At 38.9% G+C, this 24696-nt stretch carries 23 protein-coding genes; 2 read left to right on the top strand and 21 right to left on the bottom strand.

Annotated features, from left to right (window positions below; all coding sequences use genetic code 11):
- Positions 1–14 precede the first annotated feature (14 nt).
- On the top strand, positions 15–575 hold the full coding sequence (locus B5F87_RS11690) for a putative ABC transporter permease (RefSeq protein ID WP_087281239.1): 561 nt from the start codon (positions 15–17) through the stop codon (positions 573–575).
- A gap of 83 nt (positions 576–658) precedes the next feature.
- Here B5F87_RS11690 and putP read toward each other — a convergent pair whose 3' ends face one another.
- The 17 genes from putP to B5F87_RS11775 form a co-directional block, all read right to left on the bottom strand.
- Positions 659–2209 carry a sodium/proline symporter PutP gene (putP, locus tag B5F87_RS11695; RefSeq protein WP_087281241.1) on the bottom strand — a complete coding sequence of 517 codons (1551 nt, stop codon included), beginning with the start codon at positions 2207–2209 and terminating at the stop codon, positions 659–661.
- A gap of 177 nt (positions 2210–2386) precedes the next feature.
- Complete coding sequence (locus B5F87_RS11700; protein ID WP_087281243.1) at positions 2387–3313, bottom strand: site-specific integrase; 927 nt, start codon at positions 3311–3313, stop codon at positions 2387–2389.
- A gap of 73 nt (positions 3314–3386) precedes the next feature.
- Positions 3387–6374 (bottom strand): type I restriction endonuclease subunit R, encoded by a 2988-nt coding sequence (locus tag B5F87_RS11705; protein ID WP_143405249.1) that lies wholly within the window; start codon positions 6372–6374, stop codon positions 3387–3389.
- A gap of 560 nt (positions 6375–6934) precedes the next feature.
- The gene (locus tag B5F87_RS11710; RefSeq protein WP_087281247.1) at positions 6935–7144 is read right to left on the bottom strand and encodes a DUF3791 domain-containing protein; all 210 of its coding nucleotides are present in this window, start codon (positions 7142–7144) and stop codon (positions 6935–6937) included.
- Position 7145: 1 nt separating this feature from the next.
- Positions 7146–7391: a hypothetical protein gene (locus tag B5F87_RS11715; protein ID WP_087281249.1), complete on the bottom strand. Its 246-nt coding sequence runs from the start codon at positions 7389–7391 to the stop codon at positions 7146–7148.
- The gene (locus B5F87_RS11720; RefSeq protein WP_087281251.1) at positions 7388–7867 is read right to left on the bottom strand and encodes a DUF3990 domain-containing protein; all 480 of its coding nucleotides are present in this window, start codon (positions 7865–7867) and stop codon (positions 7388–7390) included. Before B5F87_RS11720 ends, B5F87_RS11715 begins: the two co-directional genes overlap by 4 nt.
- Positions 7868–7920: 53 nt before the next feature.
- On the bottom strand, positions 7921–9150 hold the full coding sequence (locus tag B5F87_RS11725; RefSeq protein ID WP_087281253.1) for a restriction endonuclease subunit S: 1230 nt from the start codon (positions 9148–9150) through the stop codon (positions 7921–7923).
- A gap of 5 nt (positions 9151–9155) precedes the next feature.
- The gene (locus tag B5F87_RS11730) at positions 9156–10754 is read right to left on the bottom strand and encodes a type I restriction-modification system subunit M (protein WP_087281255.1); all 1599 of its coding nucleotides are present in this window, start codon (positions 10752–10754) and stop codon (positions 9156–9158) included.
- A gap of 72 nt (positions 10755–10826) precedes the next feature.
- Entirely contained in the window at positions 10827–12995 is a 2169-nt protein-coding gene (locus tag B5F87_RS11735) for a SulP family inorganic anion transporter (RefSeq protein ID WP_087281257.1), read from the bottom strand.
- Positions 12996–13521: 526 nt separating this feature from the next.
- Entirely contained in the window at positions 13522–14568 is a 1047-nt protein-coding gene (locus B5F87_RS11740) for a Fic family protein (RefSeq protein WP_227225312.1), read from the bottom strand.
- A 134-nt stretch (positions 14569–14702) separates the two neighbouring features.
- Complete coding sequence (locus B5F87_RS11745; RefSeq protein ID WP_087281260.1) at positions 14703–16094, bottom strand: site-specific integrase; 1392 nt, start codon at positions 16092–16094, stop codon at positions 14703–14705.
- 3 nt (positions 16095–16097) lie between these two features.
- Entirely contained in the window at positions 16098–17069 is a 972-nt protein-coding gene (locus tag B5F87_RS11750; RefSeq protein ID WP_087281261.1) for a helix-turn-helix domain-containing protein, read from the bottom strand.
- Between the two features lie 81 nt (positions 17070–17150).
- On the bottom strand, positions 17151–17336 hold the full coding sequence (locus B5F87_RS11755; protein ID WP_075671598.1) for a helix-turn-helix domain-containing protein: 186 nt from the start codon (positions 17334–17336) through the stop codon (positions 17151–17153).
- A gap of 278 nt (positions 17337–17614) precedes the next feature.
- Positions 17615–18118, bottom strand: a complete 504-nt coding sequence (locus B5F87_RS11760; protein WP_158097038.1) for a DUF308 domain-containing protein — start codon at positions 18116–18118, stop codon at positions 17615–17617.
- 5 nt (positions 18119–18123) lie between these two features.
- Positions 18124–18864, bottom strand: coding sequence for a VTT domain-containing protein (locus tag B5F87_RS11765; RefSeq protein ID WP_242964429.1), 741 nt, complete (start codon positions 18862–18864; stop codon positions 18124–18126).
- Between the two features lie 16 nt (positions 18865–18880).
- Entirely contained in the window at positions 18881–19477 is a 597-nt protein-coding gene (locus tag B5F87_RS11770; protein WP_087281265.1) for a DUF308 domain-containing protein, read from the bottom strand.
- 141 nt (positions 19478–19618) lie between these two features.
- The gene (locus tag B5F87_RS11775) at positions 19619–19975 is read right to left on the bottom strand and encodes a phospholipase D-like domain-containing protein (RefSeq protein WP_158097039.1); all 357 of its coding nucleotides are present in this window, start codon (positions 19973–19975) and stop codon (positions 19619–19621) included.
- 70 nt (positions 19976–20045) lie between these two features.
- Between B5F87_RS11775 and B5F87_RS11780 the strand changes: the two genes are divergently transcribed.
- Positions 20046–20609, top strand: coding sequence for a TetR/AcrR family transcriptional regulator (locus tag B5F87_RS11780; protein WP_158097040.1), 564 nt, complete (start codon positions 20046–20048; stop codon positions 20607–20609).
- 42 nt (positions 20610–20651) lie between these two features.
- Here the strand turns inward: B5F87_RS11780 and B5F87_RS11785 are convergent, their stop codons facing one another.
- The 4 genes from B5F87_RS11785 to B5F87_RS11800 all read right to left on the bottom strand — a co-directional run bounded on the left by B5F87_RS11785 (position 20652) and on the right by B5F87_RS11800 (position 24681).
- Positions 20652–21062: a phospholipase D-like domain-containing protein gene (locus B5F87_RS11785; RefSeq protein ID WP_087281292.1), complete on the bottom strand. Its 411-nt coding sequence runs from the start codon at positions 21060–21062 to the stop codon at positions 20652–20654.
- 108 nt (positions 21063–21170) lie between these two features.
- Positions 21171–22028 carry a DegV family protein gene (locus tag B5F87_RS11790; protein ID WP_087281269.1) on the bottom strand — a complete coding sequence of 286 codons (858 nt, stop codon included), beginning with the start codon at positions 22026–22028 and terminating at the stop codon, positions 21171–21173.
- A 31-nt stretch (positions 22029–22059) separates the two neighbouring features.
- Positions 22060–23253 (bottom strand): methionine adenosyltransferase, encoded by a 1194-nt coding sequence (metK, locus tag B5F87_RS11795; RefSeq protein WP_087281271.1) that lies wholly within the window; start codon positions 23251–23253, stop codon positions 22060–22062.
- A gap of 72 nt (positions 23254–23325) precedes the next feature.
- Positions 23326–24681 carry a radical SAM protein gene (locus tag B5F87_RS11800; RefSeq protein ID WP_087281273.1) on the bottom strand — a complete coding sequence of 452 codons (1356 nt, stop codon included), beginning with the start codon at positions 24679–24681 and terminating at the stop codon, positions 23326–23328.
- Positions 24682–24696 lie beyond the last annotated feature (15 nt).

Consider the following 24696-nt stretch of genomic DNA (forward strand, 5'->3'; position numbering starts at 1 on the left):
TTATGGAGGAAAATATGAAAAAAATACATAGAAATTTATCTGTATTACAATCTGTTCCGGAATATCTTATTTATTTCTTTTTATACTCTGTTCTGGGATGGGTTTATGAAGTAGTTTTGGAAGTATTTATTTATCGGTGGGGATATTCCGACCGTGGAGTACTGACTGGTCCTTACTGCATTATCTATGGTTTCGGCGCCCTGATTTTTCTTATTCTTCTTAAGAATTTAAAATCAAAAAGAATTGGCCCAAAGCAATTTAATCTGACGCCGGTTCTTGTTTTTTTCGCCATTATTTTTATTGCCACGGTTGTAGAACTGATTGGAAGCTATATCATGGAATTTACACAGGGAAGCTGGATGTGGGATTACTCCAATTATTTTGCCAACTTTCAGGGACGGATCGCCCTGAATCCAAGCATTCGTTTCGGAATCGGCGGTATGGTGATCCTTTATCTTTTGCAGCCGCTTTTTGAGAAATGCGTAGGAAAACTTTCCCGCAAAGCATTATACCGGGTCAGCGGAGTCATCGGACTGATTCTGGTTGTCGATTACTTACATATGACTCTCTCATAATACGCAAATACAAAATATTATCATTTTTTCTCACAAAAAACCGGAGCAGTTTGGGCTCCGGTTTTCTTAACTTTATTTCTAATCTATTTTCCTGCACGTACCTCTTCAAATTCTCTCTGCATTTCCTCTGACGGCGGCGCCGTGAGAAGGGAAACCACAACAATACACAGACAGGAGATAACAAATGCCGGCAGCAGTTCATAGATATCCCAGATACCTCCCATTGGACGAATAAGAAGGTTCCAAACGAATACCATACATCCGCCGCTGATCATTCCGGCAATGGCGCCGGCACGGTTAATTCTTTTCCAGAACAGTGAAAGCAGCATCAACGGACCGAAGGTTGCTCCGAATCCTGCCCACGCAAAACTTACAATGGTAAAAATAACACTGTTTTCATCAAGCGCGATCACAATGGCTATCACTGTGATTGCAAGAAGCGCAAAGCGGGAAATCCATAAAACCTCTTTATCCGATGCCTTTTTGTGGAACAGGCCCTGATAGATATTCTTGGCAAATGCAGATGCAGCAATCAGCAGATAAGAATCGGAAGAACTGATAGTTGCAGCAAGAATACCTGCCATCACCAGTCCGGCAAGAATCGGCGGAAGCAGATTCGTCGCCAGCAGGATAAACACATTTTCTGACGTAGCTTCTGTTGTCAGAGCAGTAGGATATAAGGTTCTTCCGATAACTCCGATAAAAACAGATACTGTGAGTGAAATCAGAACCCACACTGTTGCGATCCGTCGGGACATCTTCAGTTCTCCTTCTTTTCTGATAGCCATAAAACGGAGAAGAACCTGAGGCATACCAAAATATCCAAGTCCCCATGCCACATTGGACAAGATACTCATAATACTGTAAGTACCGGCTTCACCAAAAACAGGAGCTCCATTCACAACCTGCTGCGTTCCGTCAGTCACAACCGGAGTGGCAATTCCAAAGAAATCAAGGAAGCCTGGAATAGACTGTGCATTTGAGATGACTGCATCAAGTCCTCCGGCTGCCACAGTACCGGTCACTACGATAATAACAAGAGCAACGATCATAACGATGGCCTGCATAAAATCAGAAGCGCTCTCTGCCAGAAATCCTCCGATGATCGTATACACAAGAACGAATACGGCTCCTATGATCATCATCGGCACGTAATCAAATCCAAACAATGTAGAAAATAATTTGCCGCAGGTCACCAGACAGCTCGCTGCATATACCGTGAAGAATATCAGGATAAACAGCGCTGCGATCGTCATGATCACTTTCTTCTCTTCATGGAAACGATTGGAGAAAAATTCCGGCAGCGTAATCGCCTCTGCCTTTTCGCTGTAGCGTCTCAGTCTCTTTGATGTGATCAGCCAGTTAATATAGGTTCCCACTGCCAGTCCGATGGCCGTCCATGCCGCGTCGGCAATTCCGCACCAATAGGCAACTCCCGGCAGTCCCATCAGCAGCCATCCGGACATATCTGAAGCTTCCGCACTCATGGCTGTGACCCATGGTCCCAAAGTACGACCGCCAAGGAAATAATCTTCCGAGCTCTTATTGGCTCTTCTGGCAAACGCCAGACCGATTCCAATGACAATCAACATGTAGATAATCATTGTAATCATAATCTGCATGGTATCATTCATACTTTCTCTTATCCTCCTAAACACAAAAATATTTTTCAGTATAGCAGAAACAGCCGCTCTTTTCAAGATTTCGCCTGGTTTTTATGCTACAATTTGCATTTTTATTGATGAAATCTTGCATATTTATTCATTTTTTTTAAATGTGTAATAATACATATCAGCGCAAGTATTTTTTATTTATAACCCTGATAAAGTTCTCATAACCAAATCTACATCTGTGTTCTCCAGTTCCTGAATAATATGCAGATATATTTTTTGTGTCGTCGTCATACTGGCATGTCCCAACCTGCGTGCCACGCTCGCAATGGATACACCTGCAAATAATAACAAAGATGCATGGGTATGTCTAAGCCCATGCATGGAAATCTCTGATATACCGCTTTTTTTACAATGTCTTGTAAGTACGCCATTAACAGTAGAATTATATATTTTTGATCCACCTACAAAAATAGGTTTACCCTCTGGTATTTCTTTTGTCAGCTCAGCAAATTTTACTACAACCTGCCAGTCAATCTGAATTTTTCTTACCGATGATTTGTTTTTTGTAGGTAAAAAGCCCCCGTCTCCTTTATAATCCCATGTTTTATTTATAGAGAGAGTCTGCCTTGCAAAATCAAAATCCCCGGGAGTAATTGCCAGAGCTTCAGAAAATCTCATACCGGTTTTTGCAACCAGAAGAATAAACCAATCCCAATTTGGCTCCCCTTTTAAATTCAAATCATCAATCAGCTTACGCAATTCAAATTGATTCAGATATTTTATCTTTTTTACTCCAGGTGGCTTTCCTTTAATAATTGCCTTTCGAGTCGGGTCTCTTTCTATCAATCCTTCATCTACCGCATCTAGAATAGCCCCTTTGAGCTGATGATGAAAATCCAGCGTAGTTTGTTTTTCATGTTCTTCTGCGTAATTATTCAAAAGCTGCTGGTACTTCATCCTCGTCAACTCTGACATTTTCAGATCCGGAACCAGTCGCTCTACCCATTTCTGAGTCATCCTATATTTTGCCATAGTTGCTTCCCGGATCGCTCCTTTTTTATATATGTCTACCCACTGCTTATAATACTCACAAAAAAGAAGTGCCTCATTCTTGTTCTTCACCATAATACGCCTTTCTTTTCAAAAATCACTTACGCTGATATGATTATTCAGAATTTCAGCACTTGTTATAAATATATTATGAATGACTGATTAGTGGTTTTATCTCTTCCTCCAATATTTTTTTCAATTCTGTTAAACATTGCGTATAATACTTAAATTTCGGCAATGCCTTTTCCTGCGTTTTTTTATAACTTGCATAATCAATGGTGGATTTGATTACACTTTCATTAGGTATTTCTTCATTTCTATAATGTGTTGCCGCATACATTACATCATCCTTTGATGCATACCATTTCACACAAAAATCAGAAATGACTTTGTCTATGCATGTATTTTTCATTTTTTCGACAATATTTAAAATGGACTGTCCTTTATATTTATTCTCGTCCTGTTCTATTTCTGATATCAGATTAGACATAATATCAGCAATCTTGGGGTTCTCTTTTCTGAGCTCTCCCACGTACTGCTTCACTTCATCAATCTGTTTTTGCCTTTCTCCCGGTGTAATGTCAGATGCATCCTCGTCCGGAGTCACAATATTCTGAATCAAGTTGATAATATATTCATAATCGATCTTTGTATTGCTATATGCCATTAATTCATAATCCGGATCAAGCTCAATCTCTTCTATCTCTTCCTCTTCACCACTTTCCTGATTCTCCCGATCTGCTTTAATTTCTTCCATTACATTCTGATAATGTCCGGCATAATCCTCATATTCTTCCTGTGTAATTCCATATTGTTCCAGCATACTATCATCATACTGTGAAAATGATTGAAGCTGCGCAAACGAGCGGTCAAAATTCTGAAATACTTTTACAAATACCTTTTTTTCCTTCAAAGACATTCCCGGTACTTCAGAAGGTGTCTTTGCAGAAATGCGAAGGGCCGCAAGCGCTTTTTTAAACGCCTTTTCAATCTCATCCCATTCCGCCAGAATAGATTCATTGGTTCCTCCGGCAGAATACAATTTAATGGCGTCATCAACACATTTCTTAAACATCTGCGGAGCCTGAAAAGTAACAATTTGGCCGAACATTTTATTATCATCAAAGATTCGATTAGTTCTTGAAAATGCCTGAATCAAATCATGGGGTCCCATAGGCTGCCTGTCTATATACAAGGTGGACATACATGGAGCATCGAAACCTGTGAGCAGACGGTCTACCACAATCACCAAATCAAGCTGCTCATTTCTTCTCTTATATTTTGCATCTTTTCTGGCAAGTCTCTTATTCAGATTTCCATTATATCCTTGTATCTGACTTAGTTCATATTTCGTCCCAAACATTTTATTGTAATCATCCAATGCTCTCTGCATTTTCTGTTGATTGACCTGAGAGCCTTCTGCATTTTCTGTTATGGAATATGTAATAGCGAACTTGGGAAAGTCCGGAAGTACCTGTTTTATCTTCTCATCAATCTTTAGAGCAGTTTCCCCATTCTTTATTTTAGAGAGTAAATCATAATATTTCTGAGCCATCGGAATGGAACTTGTGGTAAGTAATGCCTCATATGTCTTGCCTTTTCCATTTTGAAATCCTAATTTATGATATGATTTATTCAAAATGATATCCAGAACCTGCAGCATATGAGTTTCATTTTCATATTCACTGCAATCAGCCTCATCAGATATATTTTTCGGGCCATTATGTTCTACCTGAAATCCCAGCACTGCTTTATCATGGATTGCATTCTGTATCGTGTATTTATGCAGACATTTTCCATATAATTCTTCTGTTGTACGCGGCAAATCACCCATCTGAGGATAAGGATTCTCTGAGAATCTTGGCGTTCCGGTAAATCCATACCATAATGCATTGCCAAAAAATCTCTCCAATTCTCTCTTTGTCCCCGGCGATACCGCCCTGTGACACTCATCTACCACAAAAGCAATCTTTAATCCTCTAATCCTACTGTATTCCGAAGTTCCTTCCTTCAGCCTTTTCGTGACCAATCTCTGTAATTTTTGAATAGTTGTGACAATAACCTGTCGGTCGTCCGCCTTCAGTTTTTTCTTTAAGTCGTTGACATTCTCTGTATCATTGACATCAATTAAATCGTTATTAGCATATGCCTGAAAGGCCATGGTCGTCTGGGTGTCCAAATCCTTTCGGTCAATCAGAAAAATAGCCTTGTCTATCGAAGGAATATCCATTAACAGATTTCTCGTTGCCTTATAAGATGTTAAAGTCTTACCCGAGCCAGTCGTATGCCACACAAAACCAGACTGACCAACCTTTGAAGCCGCCCGAATCGCTTCAATGGCATGAATCTGATACGGACGAAGCAAGATTAATTTTTTTGCTTCCTTGTCCAATACCGTATACCTGGCTATCATCTCATGAGCCTGTGGTATGCGAAGTACCTTTTTTGCAAAGTCAATATAATCTGACACCGGATTATTTTCCTCATCCAACCATCCACTGACAAAATTTGAATTCAGCTCTGTATCACTGGCAGCAGAAAAATACTTCGTGTCAACTCCATTACTGACCACAAACATTTGCACTGCAGAAAAAATTCCCGTAAACTTTCCCTCTCCAATATATTTCTTAATCTGACGGAATGCCTCCATATAAGAATGCTGTCTGTTTTTCAATTCAATATGTATCATCGGCAATCCGTTAATCAGCAGCGTAACATCAAATCTCCTGTTGCGCCCGGCATCTTTACCGTCTTCTTCGGTTTTCAATGCACTGTACTGATTAATCACTTCATACACACTGCTTCCTCCCGCAATATGCTCATGATTCATCACCACAAGATGCAGCCTCTCCATATCCCGCTGCACATGAACCTGTACCTTTCCATTTTCTCCCACCAGCCATTCTCCTGCCTTATAAAAGGATGAAAACTGTAATTGATTTTTTACCTGCTCAAATTCCTGGTCAGAAAGAGACTGCCCGTTCAATCGGTCTTTATTATTCTGCTCCAATATATATCTGAAATTCTTCCATAAATCTTCTTCCGTTTTCAAATCTGGCCGATATGTCCACTGGGAATCCCCATAGGCTAACTGCTCGATTAATTTATTTTCAATCATCGATTCCAATTCAGGCATCTCTTTAGTCTCCTTTCCTATTGTTACTAAGCCAGTTCTTATGTAATTGAGAATGTTTCGGGTATGAAAAAACTTACGCTGGTGAAGGGTGATGAGGTTGTCAAGATTTCTGAAATAATCTCCAATTTTCTTCTGTTCTTCAAATACTGTGCAAGAAATAGGAATTTTTTGGCATGTTTCTTTATTAAGCTTTGGCATTGCCATACCCGTATTATATTGAGTATAATCTTTCCTTTCTAACGAATTACAAATGAAATTATTTTCATTTCCTTTCTTTGCGCGAAGGACGTGGGCATGGTTGTTTACCCAGTACTTTCCAGTTGCAAGGAAACATACTGGATAATTCCTGTCTGTAATATTTGCACCATCCTCACTTAACAATACTAGTTCTTCACTAAACAAATATCCATCTACATAATCAACAATTCCAGAAGCTCCATAATATGGATATGGACCTGAAACACGTTTAGCACTGTCTAAAGGTTTTCTCATTGTATCAAGAAATTCGACTACATCACCTAGCTTACGCTGTTCCCAAGTTATAGCATTTTCTTATCTTCCTACCAAGCACTTTTCCCTGTCTTGATTAAACTATCAATATCCATATAAGCATTTTCTATACGTTCCGTATGGTAAATCCAATAATTATCATATATTTTTTTTAGGATTCCACACTTCTCCCAGATTTTAAATACATCTCCAGTTTTTTTATTTTTATAAGCAGAATAATACTCCAACAAATACATAAAAAATTTCATTTCTTCTGACATATTATTCCTCCCTTATATACACAGAATTTCTCGGATCTCCTGTGATTTTTTCGCATTCCCATATCTCAAAAATTGCTTCCGCCCCAAATTCTGTCATGCCACATTCTTCATTTTCAAGCATCTCATGGGTTTTAGAGCATACAAACATTTTTAATGCTTCCATCTGACTTACCCCATATTTTTCTGATATCATCATTACTACTTCATTATCATAATAGTCAATGATTTCAGGCTCTAATCTCTTCATACTTGCTTCACCTCATCAAATTTCAAAAAGGAAAGTGCTTTTTCTGTTTTCAAAACATACTGGTCTTTTAACTTTTGTGGCAACAATAACTGAATTGCAATATCTTCCGTAAAATATCCTTTCAGATAATTATTAACAGTACGAATCGCCTGGTCATTTGCCACCGGACCAATGACAATATCATAGTTATCTCTAGCTGATTTATCCGTTCTATTCACAGAAACATACCGAAGCCATTCTTTGTCTGCTCTATTAAAGTTCAATACATTTAATTCATCAAATTTATTTTCATCGATATTATATATTGTAATTGTAGGGACTCCTTCTTCCCGTCTGGCAGTAGTTCGGATTGCCCATTTCTTTGCCTGCTCATAATCGCTGGTAAGATAGAATCCTGTTCCAAAATCCAATAATCTTTTTGCCTTTATAATTTTAGGACTTCTTACTTCCACATTGCTGCCATGATATAAAATCATTAACCTTCCCCTTTCATATTTTTCTCAGATATGATTTTACGATTTTTGTCTTTCTAATTTTGCAGAAACATATTTTGAAGCATAAATTTTTTCACTTTTTTCAGTTTATCACACTTACGCTGGTGAAGAGTGATGAGCTGATCGAGGTTAGTAAAATAGTCTCCTATTTTCTGTTGCTCTTTCTCCGATGGAATCATAAACTCCATTTTTGAGAACATATAACCAGTGATCTGATTAATAGTTGCTCCCATATTCTTTGCAATTTCTTTTTCAAATGCCGATGTATCAAGTAAGGCATTTACAAAAGAAGATTGTTCAGATCGAAGTCCAGTCATAAACGCACCAATCACTGTATTAGGCATAAACGCCTTAATTTGTGCGTGTTTTCCAATAAGTGCACGAGAACCATTTCTTACAACAACAATTATATCTCCTTTTTGCACATTTTCAGATATAGCAACTTTATCACTCACATATACATTATCCGCATCTACTATTTCTCCATTTTTTACATTTGATGATCTCAGAACTAATGTTCCTGTATCTTGAACATCATCTGGAGTATATGTCAAGCCATTAAAAAACGAAACAAATTCAGGAAACTTACGCTGTTCCCAAGCATCAGTAAAACCTTTAAATCTTATCTCTGGTTTATTCTTTCCTTTATTAGGAAACATTTTCTGGAGCATATATTTTTTCAATATTTTTGCTTCCTCATATTTTCGTTGATAAATGCTTATAAGGTGATCAAGATTCTGAAAATAATAACCAATTTTCTTTTGTTCACTTAGTGATGGACATAAAACAATAGTTTTTCTTATTTGTTCCAAACTTAATTGAGGCATAGACAATCCAGTTTTAATTAACTGATATTTTCTTTGCTGTCCTTCCGTACACAATGATTGATATATAAAATATGGATCTGACTCTTTAGTAACTCTTACTCTGGCTATATGTTGATTAATATTTCCTTTTTCTATACTTTTTGGTATAATTCCTACCTTTCCAATATCTCCAGTAATAGCTACAAGAATATCATTAGCATATATTTCTGAACGCTTTAATGCCTCATTAGCTTTTTCGGAAATATAAGAATAATCTCCATAAACAAATTGATTATTCTTTATTGCATCATTCCTAAAAAATGGTATACCAGATAATTGCCATTCAAATCCATAAGTAGTAGGAGTTGCACCTTTTGTAATAAACTCAGACACCTCTTCCAACTTCTTCTCTTCCCACTCATCCGTATATCCCCCAAATCTTATCTTTGGCTTTCCCATATCAGTCACTCCTCCATCTTTTCAATCAAATCCTGTAACGACGCCATAATTTTTTCATCTGGTGAGGTTAAGTCTTTGAGTAGTGACAAAAATTCCTGCTGTGTTTTTTCCAATTCTTCATCTGTTTTTTTCATATCTGTCAGCAGAGCGTTTAAATCCACCTCTTCTTCTTTTTCAAATGTATCGACATATCGAGGTATATTTAAGTTAAAATCATTTTTCTCGATGTCTTCAAAGCTGGCGAGGAAGGATTCTTTTTCTACGTTTTCTCTGTTCATGTACAGATTGATGATTGTGTCAATATGTTCATCTGTCATACTGTTCTGCTTTTTGCCTTTTTCAAACTTTTTTGATGCATCAATAAACAACACGTCTCTTCCTTCTCTGTGCTTTTTTAATACGAGGATACAGGTAGGAATTGATGTATTATAAAATAAGTTTGCCGGCAGACCTATGACTGCATAGATATTGCCTGAACGGAGTAACTTTTCTCTTATTTTTCCCTCAGAGGCACCCCGAAATAATACTCCATGGGGCAATACGATTGCCATGGTTCCGCTACTTTTTAAATGATACAGCCCATGAAGTAAAAATGCGTAATCTGCTTTTGACTTAGGAGCCAGCACTCCGTAATCACTAAACCTTTCATCCTGCAAAAATCCTGCCGCTGCGCTCCATTTAGCAGAATACGGTGGGTTCATAAGTACCATATCAAAATCTGTCTCTTCTCCGGTTGGCCAGTCTTCATCCAGCGTATCGCCATTTCGAAGTTTTTGGTTTTCAGGAGCTATTCCATGAAGAAACATGTTCATTCTCGCCAGATTATAAGTTGATGTCATCAGTTCCTGACCAAAATATCGGATATATTGTGGCTCCTTTGCATATTTTTTTGCATTCAGCAAAAGAGAACCGGACCCCATACACGGATCATATACCAGTAATCCTCTCTTATCTTCCTGACCAGCGATGGCGATCCTTGTAAGGATTTTAGATACTGGCTGTGGCGTATAGAATTCTCCGGCCTTCTTTCCTGTTTCAGAGGCAAACTGTCCAATCAAATATTCATAAGCATTTCCAAGAATATCCGCATCTGTATTAAGGAGATCTGCTTTATCAATTTCTTTTATCAGACTTGAAACAGTATCGCTTTGTTTTTGGTCGCCTGTTCCCAGTCGGTTTGAATACAAATCAATGTCTGTAAATAAATCTGCAAATAGCGGATCACTCTGTTCGATATTATTAAAAGCTTTCTGCAATTGTTCTCTGTTAAATGCATTATTTCTTGCTGTTTCTGCAAAATATGTATACGTTAATTCCGGCTCAATGATATAGTGACATTCTGATTTAAGCTGATCTTTTAATTCTTCAGCACTCTCATCTTCCAACGCTTCCTTATATGCATCCAAAGCAACTTTCAGATTTTCCGGCTTTTCATCAAAGAGCAAGTCATATACTTTAATCAAAAATGAATCAGATAAATATTTATAAAAAACAATTCCTAATAAATAATCTTTATACTCATTGGCATCCATTTTTGAACGGAGAATATCCGCCCCGCTCCATAATACGCTTATCAAATCTTTGCTATTTTCCATTTCCGCCATTTTCGCTGCCTCCATCACATTTTATAAACATTTTCCACCATAATAATTGACCACATTATACCATAAAATCAACTAATCCTTTTCTTTATTTGAATATCCTTCCTCCAGCTCATGCAGCCTGCGGACGCCTTCCGGATTCTGCTTTATGAGTCTTCGCTCCAGTATGGCCTGTTTTTCTTTCAGATGTTCCTTTACATTTGGATGTTCTTTCAGCAGCTTATCTCTGAGTATTCGTCTTCTCCTCTCAATGAGGCTGACAACCAGTGTGCTCTTCTCTCTTACTTCCGCCGGAAAATCATCAATATGTAATTCCAGCCTCCGCAAAAGCTCATCTTCATCCAGAGGCCCCAGTGAATGCCAGAATTTCAATTTTTCTTCCAGACCTGCCTCTGCAAGTTCTTCCAGATCCGAAATGCCATGAATCTGTTCCACCACGTACTTTACAAAGTTTTCAATTTCCCGAACCGCATCCGTTCCAAATGCCCAGGCAAATTCCTCCATAGTGTTTTCTTCTTCCGGCGTCAGCGCATAAAAACTTTTCCGCAGCGCTTTCTTTTTTTCATCTTCTGATATTTCCAGCGGAAACGGTTCCTGCAGCCCCAGATCATGCAGCGCTGCCGATATTGTTCTCCGCACCATCCCTTCTTTGATCAGATGACCGATTCCCAGATTTCTCATTTGCTCGTTTATATTTTCTGCATGTTCTGTTATATAAAACCGGATATTCTTTTTCTTAAGACTTTCCGCCAGTTTTTCAAGTCCGTCCGCCGCCGTAATATCCAGGCTGTTAATCGCTCCGGCGTCCAGAATAACAGCCCTGGTATCTTCGCTGAGACTGTTCTCTATGTCATTTTGGAGAATCTTGATATTAGCGAAAAACAGATTTTCATTGAAGCGGTAGATTACTACATTTTTTACAGGACAGGCAAAATGATTTTTATTTATATTATAAAAGTCTGCCTTTCCCGGTATCATCCCCAGAAAACTTCTCGGCGGATTGGTTGCTTTAAGAATCACGGCAATGAAAGAAAGCAGGATACCTGCCACCACGCCGTATATAGTTCCCAGTATAAGTACTGTTACACAGGCCGCCATAAAAATAAAGAATTCCTGACGACTCACTTTAAAAAGACGAACAGCAAGATGTACTTCTACAATATTCAGTAAAGCAGAAATTACAATGGCCGTCAGCACAGGCACAGGAAGATATCCGATAAATCCCGTGGCGCACAGCAGAATCACTGCCATGACAAGACCTGCCGTCACCGAGACAGCCTGTGTTTTTCCTCCATACTGCTCATTCATGGAAGTTCTTGAAATGCTTCCGTTGACCGGACAGGAGCCGATGGCGGCAGACGCCAGATTACCTGCGGCGCATGCCAGAATTTCCTGCCTGTCATTAAGTTTGTATCCGTTTTTGGATGCAAAGTTATTTTCGCTGAGCAGTGTCTCCGCCATGATAACTACCGCAACCATGAGCCCTCTTCCCGCTGCCTGTGTAAGATTGATCTGAGTTATATCCGGGACAAAGAATCCCGGCAATCCAGTCTCTACTTGCGAAAGAAGGCTGACTCCATAATCCTGTATATGAAATACAATCGTCAAAAATGCTCCCGCTGCCATGACTGCCACCGACATAGGGAATCTTGGAATAAACCGTTTTCCTGCCAGAAGAACAGCCAGGGACAACAATCCCAAAAACACAGACGGCACATTGATCTGCCGCATTGCTTCCATCAGATGATGGAGTAATTCCGGAAGCTCCCCTGTTCCCGCAGTGCTTCCCAGAATTTTAGGAATCTGCATAAGGATAATTGTTATGGCTATACCGCTTATGAATCCTCCCATTACCGGCATCGATATAAAATCCACAATCCGGTCCGCATGGAGTAGATAAAAAAGCAGAAGCCACAGGCCCGCAAATAAAGCAATGCAGGGAACATACTGCAATGCGGCCTCACTTTCATTTATAATACCCAGACTGGATAACGCGGCTCCCACAATGGCTGCGGGAGCGGCATCCACTCCGAATATGAACTGTTTCGATGTGGAAAACAGTGCAAAAAATAAGATTGGCCAGACAGATCCATACAAGCCGTACACTGCCGGCAGCCCCGCTATCTGCGCGTATCCCATTGAAATCGGTATGGAAACAGCGGCAATAATAATCCCTGAAAAAATATCTTTTAAAAGAAATTCTTTTTTATATTCTCTCAGAGTTGGAAATAATGCAGCTTTCATTACTTTCTTTACACTTCCTCTCCTTTTATGGCGTCTATTCTTTTAGAAAGAACAGACGCCATATGATATCCGTTATTACACAGCATCATTTTCTATTTTTCTATAATATGAAAAAAGCGGAAAATGATTCAGTTATCTCTGATAATCATTCCCGCTTTTTACGCCCGTCCCCGAGAGGATTTGAACCTCCGACCCCTCGCTTAGGAGAGCTCTGTGGTTCTGTCAATCCCTGTCAAGAACTGATATGTTTAGCCTTTTATTATCAAGGACTTTTTTTATTTTCAAATCAAATTCTGGTAATCTGAATATCCTTTCTGTTAAGTCCAGATAAGCCCTGAAAATTAGCAGGTTCTTTGCAGCTGCTAACATCCGGGGAAAGCTCTGTTGTTACTAACAGATATCATCTTCCGGCTACCATCCCCTTACAAGCGGGAATGATAAACAATATTCAATTGACCAGATTTCTATTATTACTATACAACGTTATTGTCAATTTGTCTATGGGGTTTCGACCACGACAGCCGATTTAAATACGAACATATCCAGTTGCCGGCCCGGCACCTACTTTTGCAATATATCCACTTTTAACCAGTTCCGTCAGGGTCCTTTCTACAGTTACCTTGCTTATATCCGGACATAACTCCATGATTTCTTTTTTGGTAATTTTTCCTACCTTATTATCAATCACTGCCTTTATACGATCCGGCTTTGAAAGGCTTCTGTTCTTCAGGTGCTCTACACGCCCCTCAAACTCACTGTATGCTTTCAGTATAATTCCCAGATAATATTTTACAAATGACTCATAATTGTTTTCATTTTCGTGCCATCCATTAGAACTTTCCTGTAATGCCTCATAATAAGTTTCTTTTGTCTTTTCAATCAGCATTTCAACACTGACATACTTTCCGACAATATAGCCGGCTTTATAAAACAAAAGAAGTGTTAACAGGCGGCTCATTCGCCCATTTCCATCATTAAATGGATGGATACACAGAAAGTCAAGAATAAACATAGGGATAAGAATCAACTTATCTATTCGATCTGCTTCCCATGCTTCCAGAAAATTTGTACAAAGTTCATTCATAGCTTCTGGAGTCTGAAATGCCGGCACCGGGATAAAACGCGCTTTCTGATGACCTTCTGCATCTGTTTCTGCAATTACATTATCCGAATTTTTATAATTTCCACCAGCATTTCCTCCGGAATATGAGTATAAATCCCGATGCAATTGTAAAATAATATTGGGTCTCGGATTAATATACTCATAACTTTCATGGATAGTGGCAAGAACTTCCCGGTATCCGGATATTTCCTGTTCAGACCGGTTACGCGGTTCGGCTTTCTGTCTTACTAATTCTTCCAACCGTTTGTCGGTAGTATAAATACCTTCAATCCTGTTAGAAGCCCCTGTACTTTGAATCAAAGCAACTTCCAGCAGAGTTTTCAATTCGTCTATATTGGCTTCAAGGAACAATTCCTGCTTACCTTTATGCTCATGAATGCTTCCGACCATCTGAACAATTTCAGGTTTTAGCAATTGCTCCGGAGTTTTTATATAATCAAAACTTCTCATCGAAATCTCCTTCATTTTAATATTATCTCCATCATTTTACCATCAAATGACGGTGATATCAATTAGCATGATGGAGATATATTTTTAACATTCCTTTTAACGAAACCCGTTTTTCACTAAAATTACACTATTTTTCACTTCATTGTCTTCGCCAGTGACGTAAGAAGTGCTGCCATCTCAGGATTATTAAGGACCTTTGCAAGCAGCTCTGCATCCACGCCTTCCGGAACCGCTACCGTGTTTTGTGCTGTATTCGGATGCATCTGCGGATCCAGATCTTTTTTCTCATAAAATGCCTCTTCAAATAATTCTGCATTTTTCTTCCGGTCGTCATCCAGGATGTGGGAATATACATCCGTAACCATGCTGACCTGAGCATGTCCGGAGTCGCCCTGAACTGCCTTGATATCTCCACCATTCAGTTTCAGCTTATAGGTAACACTGCTGTGTCTGAGACTGTGGAAAACAACCGGTGGGAGATCATAGTCTTTAATCAACTGATTTAATGGCTTCCGGATCGCGCCATCCCCCAAAGGAAGACCAAACGTACTTGCCATGACCAGGTTATAGTCCATGTATTCATCTCCAAGAACTTCCTTTGTCTCATCCTGTTTTTCTTTCCATTCGATCAGCATCTTTGCGACAGACTTTGGAAGGAAAACCTTTCGAACACTGCTGTCTGTCTTCGGTGTTTTCAAAACACAGACTGTTTTATTGGTCTTGCTTTTTTCCGGAAATACCAACAGCACATCTTTTGCATCCAGCTCTTTTAAAGCGGATTTGCTCACTCGCTGGGATTCCTTATTGATAAACAGATATGCCCGGTTTTCCTCAATTGCTTCCTCCGAGATGTCCACACAATCCCAGGTAAGCCCCAGAAGCTCACTGATCCGGAGAGAGCAGGAGAAGGAAAGGTTCATTGCCAGCTTTAGCCGATCATCCTCACATACTTCCAGTGCGTACATCAGAGTTTCGGCAGTCCAGATTTCCCGTTTCTTTGTTTTATGTTTTGGTACGGTCGCATAGATACAAGGATTCTTCTCCATCAGCTCCCATTTGACAGCCTGTTTAAAACAGCTTCGGAGAAGTTTATGGATATCTCTGATGGTACTGGTAGATACATATTCATTCTTTCTTTTCCCAATTATAGGATTGACCACAGCCGGAGCTTTCAACAATCTCTGATAATATTTTTCAATAAAACGGGTATTGATCTCCGACAGTTTTTCATCCCCGATGATCGGAAGAATATAATTATTTATGAGAGAAACATTTCCATCATACGTGGATAATGCCCAGTTGTCCTTCCCATACAGAGCAACGTATTCTGCCAGAAGGTCCTTCATGGTTTTACACTGCGGGATTATCATGGACCCCATTTCTTCTTTATATTCAATTTCTTTCTTGCGTTTCTTTGCCTCTGCCTTTGTAGCATAAGTTTCCCATTTCTGCTTCCGTTTCCCGTCTGCATCAGTATAGGAATAGATTACATTAAATTTTCCATTTCGTTCCCTGATCGATGCCATAATTTAACAGCCCCTTTCTGTATTTCTCTTTTCCAGCCACGCTTCAAATTCTTTTCGTTTGATCCGAACATGGTTCCTTATTTTTACAACCGGAAAATATCCTTTTGTGTACCAGACATTTATCATGGACCGGCTGACCTTTGCCATAAAGGCTGCTTCATCTATAGTAAGATACTGCAGATTGCCATTCCTTCCTCGTTCCCCGGTCTGTGCCAGTTTCTTTCTCCGATAATTCGCCAGTGCCACATTTTCTTCCATTGCCAGTTCTTCATAATCGTTCGCCGGATCCAGATGATATTCATCCTGCCCTTCCAGAAACTTCTGAAAGCTTTCTTTCGTGATTCTTTTTCGATCAGCGATCGTGACGAACTCAAAGAAATGCTGATACTTTTGACTATTCAGGATGCCATATACCTGATTTCTGGTGATTCCCAGCTGTCTGGCCATTTCCGGCATAGTGAGAGTAGCGGCCTCCATTTCCGCGTCCCTCTTTTTATCCTCCTTCGTGCGGTATCTGGACTGTCCGTCATACCATTTCTGAAATGCAGCTTTTGGTACACGTTTCCAGTAGTCCACAATCACAACCTCAATCTTATTCTGCTTGATCAGGTCATAAATGACACCATCCGTAAGCTCCAGCATTTCTGCAAGTTCCGGAACAGAATAAGACCATTCTTTCAATTCCTTTCCCGGTTCTTCTCCGTTGACTTTATGATATTTAATCTGATTCGCATACCACTTTTCAAAACTCTCAATATTGACCCGCATCTTTCCGGCAATCTCTTTGGTCTCAAAAAAGTTTTTATGTACCAGCCAATACCGATCCGTCTTTTTAAGTCCCAGGAGCTCGCCCATCTCAGAAACACTCATCCATTTCTTTTTCGCAGAAGACAGCCTCTTGTATGGGCTGTTTGCTTTCACTTCCTTTATCAGTTCTTCGTATTCCTTGGTATTCATTTTTCCCTTCTCATCCATGAATCTTTCCTCCTTCTTCCCATACCATACCGCACTTTTTCAAAAAAATTTAGGATGTCGATTTTTCATCCGGATAGGAGATTAGTTAGAAGATTCCGGCAACTTATCCAGCCAGTCATCAAAGCTTTTTTTGGAAATACGGTACTTTCCGCCATCCAGCTGGATCCACCGGAACTCATTTTTCTTCAGAAGGTTATATATTGTCGGTCTGCTGACTCCAAGAATTTCCTGTAACTCTTTTACTGTATAACATCTTTTCTCTGACATATGTCATTACCTCACATTTCATTATTTTGGAGGCGGCATTCCAAATACTCCCGCAAGTGACGGGGCATTTGGCTCTCGCGGCAGTCGCCAAATGGACATGCAAGCATGTCCGCTTGGCTTGTTGCTCGCGGATATAAATGTCCCTCTATATATCCAAAGTTTCAGAGGGGCTTATACAACATGTTTTAGTAAAAAAATGTCAAGATGAGAAAAAGGGCAAAAAGAAACCTCCGTATGAATTGAATCATACGAAGGATCAATATACTTATCATCATCAATTATCCTGAATGGGATATATTACAAAATGGAAAACTAACTGCTATTATTTCCAATCCTAATATAATTACATGATTGGATATCTTTTCAATCGGATTAAACAGAAGGAGTAATGCTAGCGTAATTCGTACGAAAAATCCTATCATTGGTATAACACAATTATTATTTCTACAAAAGAACTGCCTAATTGCCCCATTCAATGATTTAGATGCCTTTCTAATACCGATAATTGCCCAAGTAATTCCTAATGCCTCCAACGAACGGGATCCTTTCAGTAGAAATGCAATCCCCATAATAAACATCATAATACTATATGCTAATTCATCGGACTGCTTTTCAAAAAACTTTTTTTCCTTAAAATAGCTTACTAACATCAGAGTACCTACAAGTACCATAGCACTTCCTAATAAATAAGGTAACAGAAGAGTTACTCTATCAGAAAACAATATACAGATTAATCCTAGAGATGGAAATAATATACTCTTGACTTTTAATATTCTATTCATTTTTCTCATTTCTCTCCCGCTCTTTTAGTCATATAGTGTTTCAAGACTACAGTTCCGCCAGAAACCAAAATTCTTAATAATAATACCATGATAAATTCTATTGAAAACGGATTGCTCAACTTAGTTCCAAGCAAAGTAGTAGTAACAATACTGAGCAAAGAACCGCTTATTCCTGCTGTCAGATAAGTGCTGAATTTCGCTCCACAAGCGCCAAAATACAGGCTGACAATGTCACCTGGCAAAAATCCAACAATTCTGGTTATAAAGCATACAAAAAAAGCATTTTCATTCTGATATCCTGCCAATTGTTGAACCTTGGGATATCTAGTCCCAATATACTGTATAATATCCTCACCGCTGTATCTTCCGATCCAATAAGGAATTGTAATGGTTGTCGCCAATCCAACCATACTTACCATCACAGCTATAAATGGTGTAAACAGAACTCCACTGCTCAAATATAAAATCGACAATGGAAACATAATTGTAAGGCTTTTGAGAGCAAAGAACAAAACTAAAACACACGCAGCCAAAATCATATTTTCAGGTGTATACCTCAATATCGTTTTTACAGACAAAGGTTCTTCTGATTTTCTTACAATCACAAAAAGAATCAATGTCATCAGAATAATTGCTGCTAAAGGAGTGAGTTTCTTTAACTTCATTTCTGACTTTTTCTCACTCTTTTGTTTTTTTTCTTTGTTTCTGATTTTCGTCCAACTTTTCTCATTCATAATTATAATCATAAAGTACTTCTTATATCTATTCGTCTATTATATTTCCATTTACTTCATCAAACACATTCTTCATTTCAAGAGCATATTTTTTACCTATTTTGCTCAATCGGTATAATATAAAAATGTCAATAATACCATTTAAAATGAAGATAATTCCTGCCATTAATGCAGCGGCTGAAACTGTATCCGGTGAAAAGAACATCATACTAATTCCAACCAGAATAATAATACATGATAGAATAACATATGATGTACAGCGCACATGAAATATGTCTTTCATGCAAACAGCCGTCTCCATACAGATTACTCCATTGATTATGATGACAATACTAAACACATAAGAAAACAACACTATTGTAATTCCCCCATGTGTGATGATAAAGATTCCAAAAATACATTTCAAAATGCCTTCAAATAACGTTCCATATGTAAAATAAGTATTTCGTCGTAATTTTGAATCACAAACCAGATCAAAAATCCCACTGCACAAAATCAGAATACCTGCAATTATCGCAATTACTTTTAAGGAATCATGTGGTTTTATTATGAATAATACACCAATCAATACCGTCATGATTGCATTTGTCCACATATCCAGCTTTATTTTTTTCAACGTTTTCATATTTTACTCCTCCCAGTTTTAGTAAACTCTCACATTCATCAATAATATTTACTATTTCTGCTTTTTATAGCAAATGTCGAAACGGAATAATTAAAATGCGCAGGATTCCATAAAAAATCCTTTTTCCTACACTCTGTTCTATTATTTGATAATTTTCTTCATGCCATCAACTAATATCTGAACTTTTACACCTCTATCTGCAGCATTTAATAGTGCAGCCATCATATCCTGACCACTGTTATCGTCACGAAAATCAAAAGTTGCAAGCACGATATTTTCTTTTGCCGATTCGATTAAACGGAGCCGCCACACCAACGCATCCACATTATTTTCTATATTTAATATCCTCTCCTGTCCAGCCATATTTAACGCCCTTTCACACTCTCTGTTTTCTTCATCAGCTCGTTTGTGATACAGCGGCGGGATCACCAGACATACTATCAAATAAAAGAACCATATTCTCAAAATACCTTTTATCATCTTTCCGAATTTTTTCATTATTCTACACCATTGTATCCTTCGACATTTTATGCTACGATATAAAAAAACAAAAAGCGAGTTGATATATATGAACCATACAAAATCTGCCATCATAGATGCTTTCTGGCAGTTGTTGGAAGAACGTCCCTACACCAAGATTACTGTAAGGGATATCGTAGAACTCTGCCAAGTCAATCGAAACACCTTTTACTATCATTTTCATGACATTCCTGAGCTTCTGAAAACTACGATAAAATCTGATGTAGATCAAATCATCCAGACTAACGGACATTTTGGTTCACCGACGGATTGCTTGATTCCAATTGTTGAGCGTTGCTTAAAACGTAAAAAAGCCATGCTCCATATATACCGTTCTGTGAAACGAGATATATTCCAAAGCGAATTAGAAAGAATCATACTCTACACAGTAACTCAATATGTACATACTGTTACCAAAGATTTGAATATTCCTTCTGAAGATAAAACTATCCTAATACAGTACTATAAATGTTGCCTTCTTGGATACACATTAGATTGGCTGGACAAAAACATGAACTTTGACCTTTTGAAGTCAGTTACTCGTATTACTGATTTGATTGGAGATTCTCTGAAGCAGGCATTTCTTGAATTGTCCGAATCTTCAAGGACATAATACCCGATTAGATTGAGCACCGCTTCAACTTGACGGTGCTCTTTACATTAGTGGGGCAAATATTCTCAAGATTTCCTGAAATACCCTTATTGGCAACCTTTCTATACACTCTTCTAATGTAATCTGCGTGCACTCATTCAATGTATCAAAATAATCTTTTTTAATTTGTAATACTGCCTTACTGTTATACATCCATACTCCACATTCGAAATGCAGATAGAGGCTTCTAAAATCTAAATTCGTTGTTCCTACAGTCGCTATCTGGTCATCGGAAACAAATATTTTAGAATGCATAAATCCTTTTGAATATTCATATATTTTCACACCACCATATATCAATTCCCTGTAAAATGATCGTGTAGTCAAATGAATCAAGGCCTTGTCATAAATATGAGGAGTGATAATCCGCACATCTACACCGCTTTTAGCCGCTAAGCACAATGCAGATACCATGCTGTCATCGACAATCAAATATGGCGTACAGATATAATACTTGTACTCGTCTCAAGAGCAATGCTCTAAACCATGAACGCTTCATTTGATTCCCCACTTATTCTAAATTCAAATTTTTCTACTTATCCCCATACCGAAAGCCCCTGGCCCCACATGACAGCTGATACTGAATGTCAGCGGATCGTATTTAACATCTTCCCAAGGAAACATCTCTTGGGCCATTTCCATCCATTCCTGATGTTCTTCTTTTTTTCCGAAGCTCCCTGCGACGCCCACATATATCTCATCACTATTTTTATGAAATTCATCTGCAATTGTATTCATTTCCATAAGCAGACGCTTTTTACAGCTTTTTGTTCCACGAACTTTTGCATAGGCATCTAAACGTTCTCCAGCAATTACGAGCAGTGGTTTTATACTTAATAATGTGCCCATGGCAGCTCCCGCCGGAGTAACACGTCCTCCCTTTTTCAAATATTCTAAGGTTTCCACGCCTACATAGATAATGGATTCATAAGCAGTTTGTTCTAAAGCTTCTTTTATTTCTTTTGCAGAACACCCTTTTTCTTTCAGCACCAGTGCATCCAACACAGACTGCCTCTGGGTAACAGAAATACGATGATTATCAACCACCTGTACTTTTTCTTCATAATCCTGCGCCAGGGCCTGAGCTGTCTGATAGGATCCACTGAGTCCACTGGACATTGGAATATATACAATTTCATCATATTCAGATAATAGCAGCTTATCCCACATGTCTGTCACTTCTGCCGGCGAAGGCTGTGAACTAAAAACTTCTCTGTTTTCCTCAAGGCATTGATAAAACTCCTCATGAATTAAATCAATGCCTTCATAATATGTTTTCCCTTCCAGAATCACCGGCATTGGAATGACATGGACACCTAGAATCTTTCCTTCTTGTTCAAAGATCCCACTGTTGCTGTCTGTTACAATCGCAACGTTCATCTCATAATCCTCCTGTGCCATTTTTATACTATTACAAATATTTCTTTAATTCATTTACTTTATCCAGCCTTTCCCATGGAAGATCCAAATCTTCTCTTCCAAAATGTCCATAAGCAGCTGTCTGTCTGTAAATAGGTCTTCTTAAAGTCAATTCTTTGATAATACCAGCTGGGCGGAAATCAAAGTTCTCTCTTACAATCTCCGTAATTCTCTCATCTGAAAGTTTTCCTGTTCCAAACGTGTCCACCATAATTGAGGTAGGCTGTGCTACACCAATAGCATAGGAAAGCTGCACCTCACATTTTTCAGCCAACCCTGACGCTACAATGTTTTTTGCCGCATAACGGGCCGCATATGATGCAGAGCGATCTACCTTAGTACAGTCCTTTCCCGAAAAAGCTCCACCACCATGCCGCGCATATCCTCCATATGTATCTACAATAATCTTACGGCCTGTCAATCCACTGTCTCCATGCGGTCCACCTATTACAAAACGGCCTGTTGGATTGATATAGAATTTTGTATTCTCGTCCACCATTCCACCAGGCAGGATTTCGTCAAACACATATTTTTTAATATCCAACTGAATCTGTTCCTGTGTTATTTCCGGATCATGCTGTGTAGAAAGCACTACGGCATCCAGTCTGAGTGGTTTGTCCTTTTCATCATATTCTACAGTTACCTTGGTTTTTCCATCTGGTCTCAAATATGGAAGTATTCCTTCTTTTCGTACTTTTGTCAGCTGCAATGCCAGCTTATGTGCAAGCTCAATGGGATAGGGCATATACGTCTTAGTCTCATTCGTCGCATATCCAAACATCATCCCCTGATCTCCGGCTCCGATGGCTTCAATCTCTTCATCCGACAAATTATGTTCTTTTGCCTCAAGAGCCTTATCCACACCCATTGCTATATCTGCCGACTGTTCATCAATGGCTGTTAACACACCACAGGTATCTGCATCAAAACCATACTCTGCATTTGTATATCCAATTTCCCTGATTGTATCTCGAACCACCTTCTGGATATCTACATATGCATTGGAAGTAATTTCTCCCATTACCATAACAAGACCCGTAGTCGTTACCGTCTCACACGCCACCCGGCTCATAGGATCCTGCTTCAACAATTCATCCAGCACGGCATCTGAAATAGCATCACACATTTTATCTGGATGCCCTTCTGTGACAGACTCCGATGTAAAAAATCGTTTACTTTTATTCATTTTTCATTTCCTTTCATCTTTTTTCCGATTACCTGAATAAATACTTTGATATTCAAATTCATAGTTGTTTCTTTAATTTGCGATTCCCTTTTTCGCTCTGTTCTCTTTCCAAAGTTCATCTGCAACTGGCTTCCAATTCTTCGCATACTGGTCACATTTTGCACAAAGATGTTCTGCTGTTTCTGGAGATTGAAGATCTGTTGAGTGAGCTCCTGATTTTTCAACCATTGCGCGAAGCTTGTCAGGATTTTCCAGCATAGGACACGGACGAAGCATATTATCATTAAATGGCTGATTATCATGGTAAGCCATCATCATCGGTGACTGCAGTGCTTCCAGAAGCGTCTTTTCCCGAATATTAGAATCTGAATAATGGATAAATACGCAAGGATCGATATCACCGTTAGCATTAATATGTAAGTAGCGATGACCACCAGCGATACATCCACCAACATATTCTGCATCATTCTGAAAATCCAGTGCAAATAATGGCTTTGTGGCACGATAACGACGGATTTTCTCATAAACTCCGGTACGCTGCTGCGGTGTAGGCATCAACTCTGGAACAGCATCGTTTCCTACCGGCATATAATGGAAATACCATACAAAATAGGCGCCCATTTCAATCAATGTATCATAGAATTCCTCTGATGTAATTGAATCATAATTGGCACTGGTATAGCAGCAAGAAATTCCATAAATCAGTTTCTTTCTTCTGAGAAGTTCCATGGCTTTACGTACTTTCTGATATACACCAGCTCCACGTCGTCCATCAGTTGCCTCTTCAAATCCTTCCAGAGAAATGGCTGGTACAAAATTACCTACACGGAGCATTTCATCCGCAAATTCTTCGTCAATCAATGTTGAATTTGTAAAGCAAAGGAATACGCAATCCGAATGCTTTTCACAGATCCGAATCAAGTCTTTTTTACGGACCAGCGGCTCCCCACCAGTGTAAATGTACAAATAAACGCCCAATTCTTTTCCCTGGCAGATAATATCATCAATCTCATCATAAGTAAGATTTAATTTGTGTCCATATTCCGCTGCCCAACAACCAGTACAGTGCAGATTACAGGCCGATGTGGGATCCAGAAGGATAGCCCATGGAATATTACAGTTATACTTCTTTCTCAGTTCTTCTTCCTTTTTCCAGCCAACCAGACTGGCATTAATAAAAAGATTCACGGCAAGTGTCTTAGTCACATTGGGATCTACCTCTTTAAAAAGACGGCGGATATAGCTATAATAAGGATGTTCCGGATCTGTAATTGCTTCCCGAATTATTTTTCTCTGAGAAATAAATTCACCATCAGCAAATTTATCCGCCCAGTCCATCATCTTCGGCATATGCTTATCCGGATCCTTGTAAATATAATTGAATGTCTGCTCGATTCCCAGTTTCTTTAAAGTATTTGATGCGTTCATAATAGAATTCCTCCC

The organism is Eubacterium sp. An3 (assembly GCF_002159465.1).
Taxonomy (GTDB): Bacteria; Bacillota; Clostridia; order Lachnospirales; family Lachnospiraceae; genus Anaerobutyricum; species Anaerobutyricum stercoris.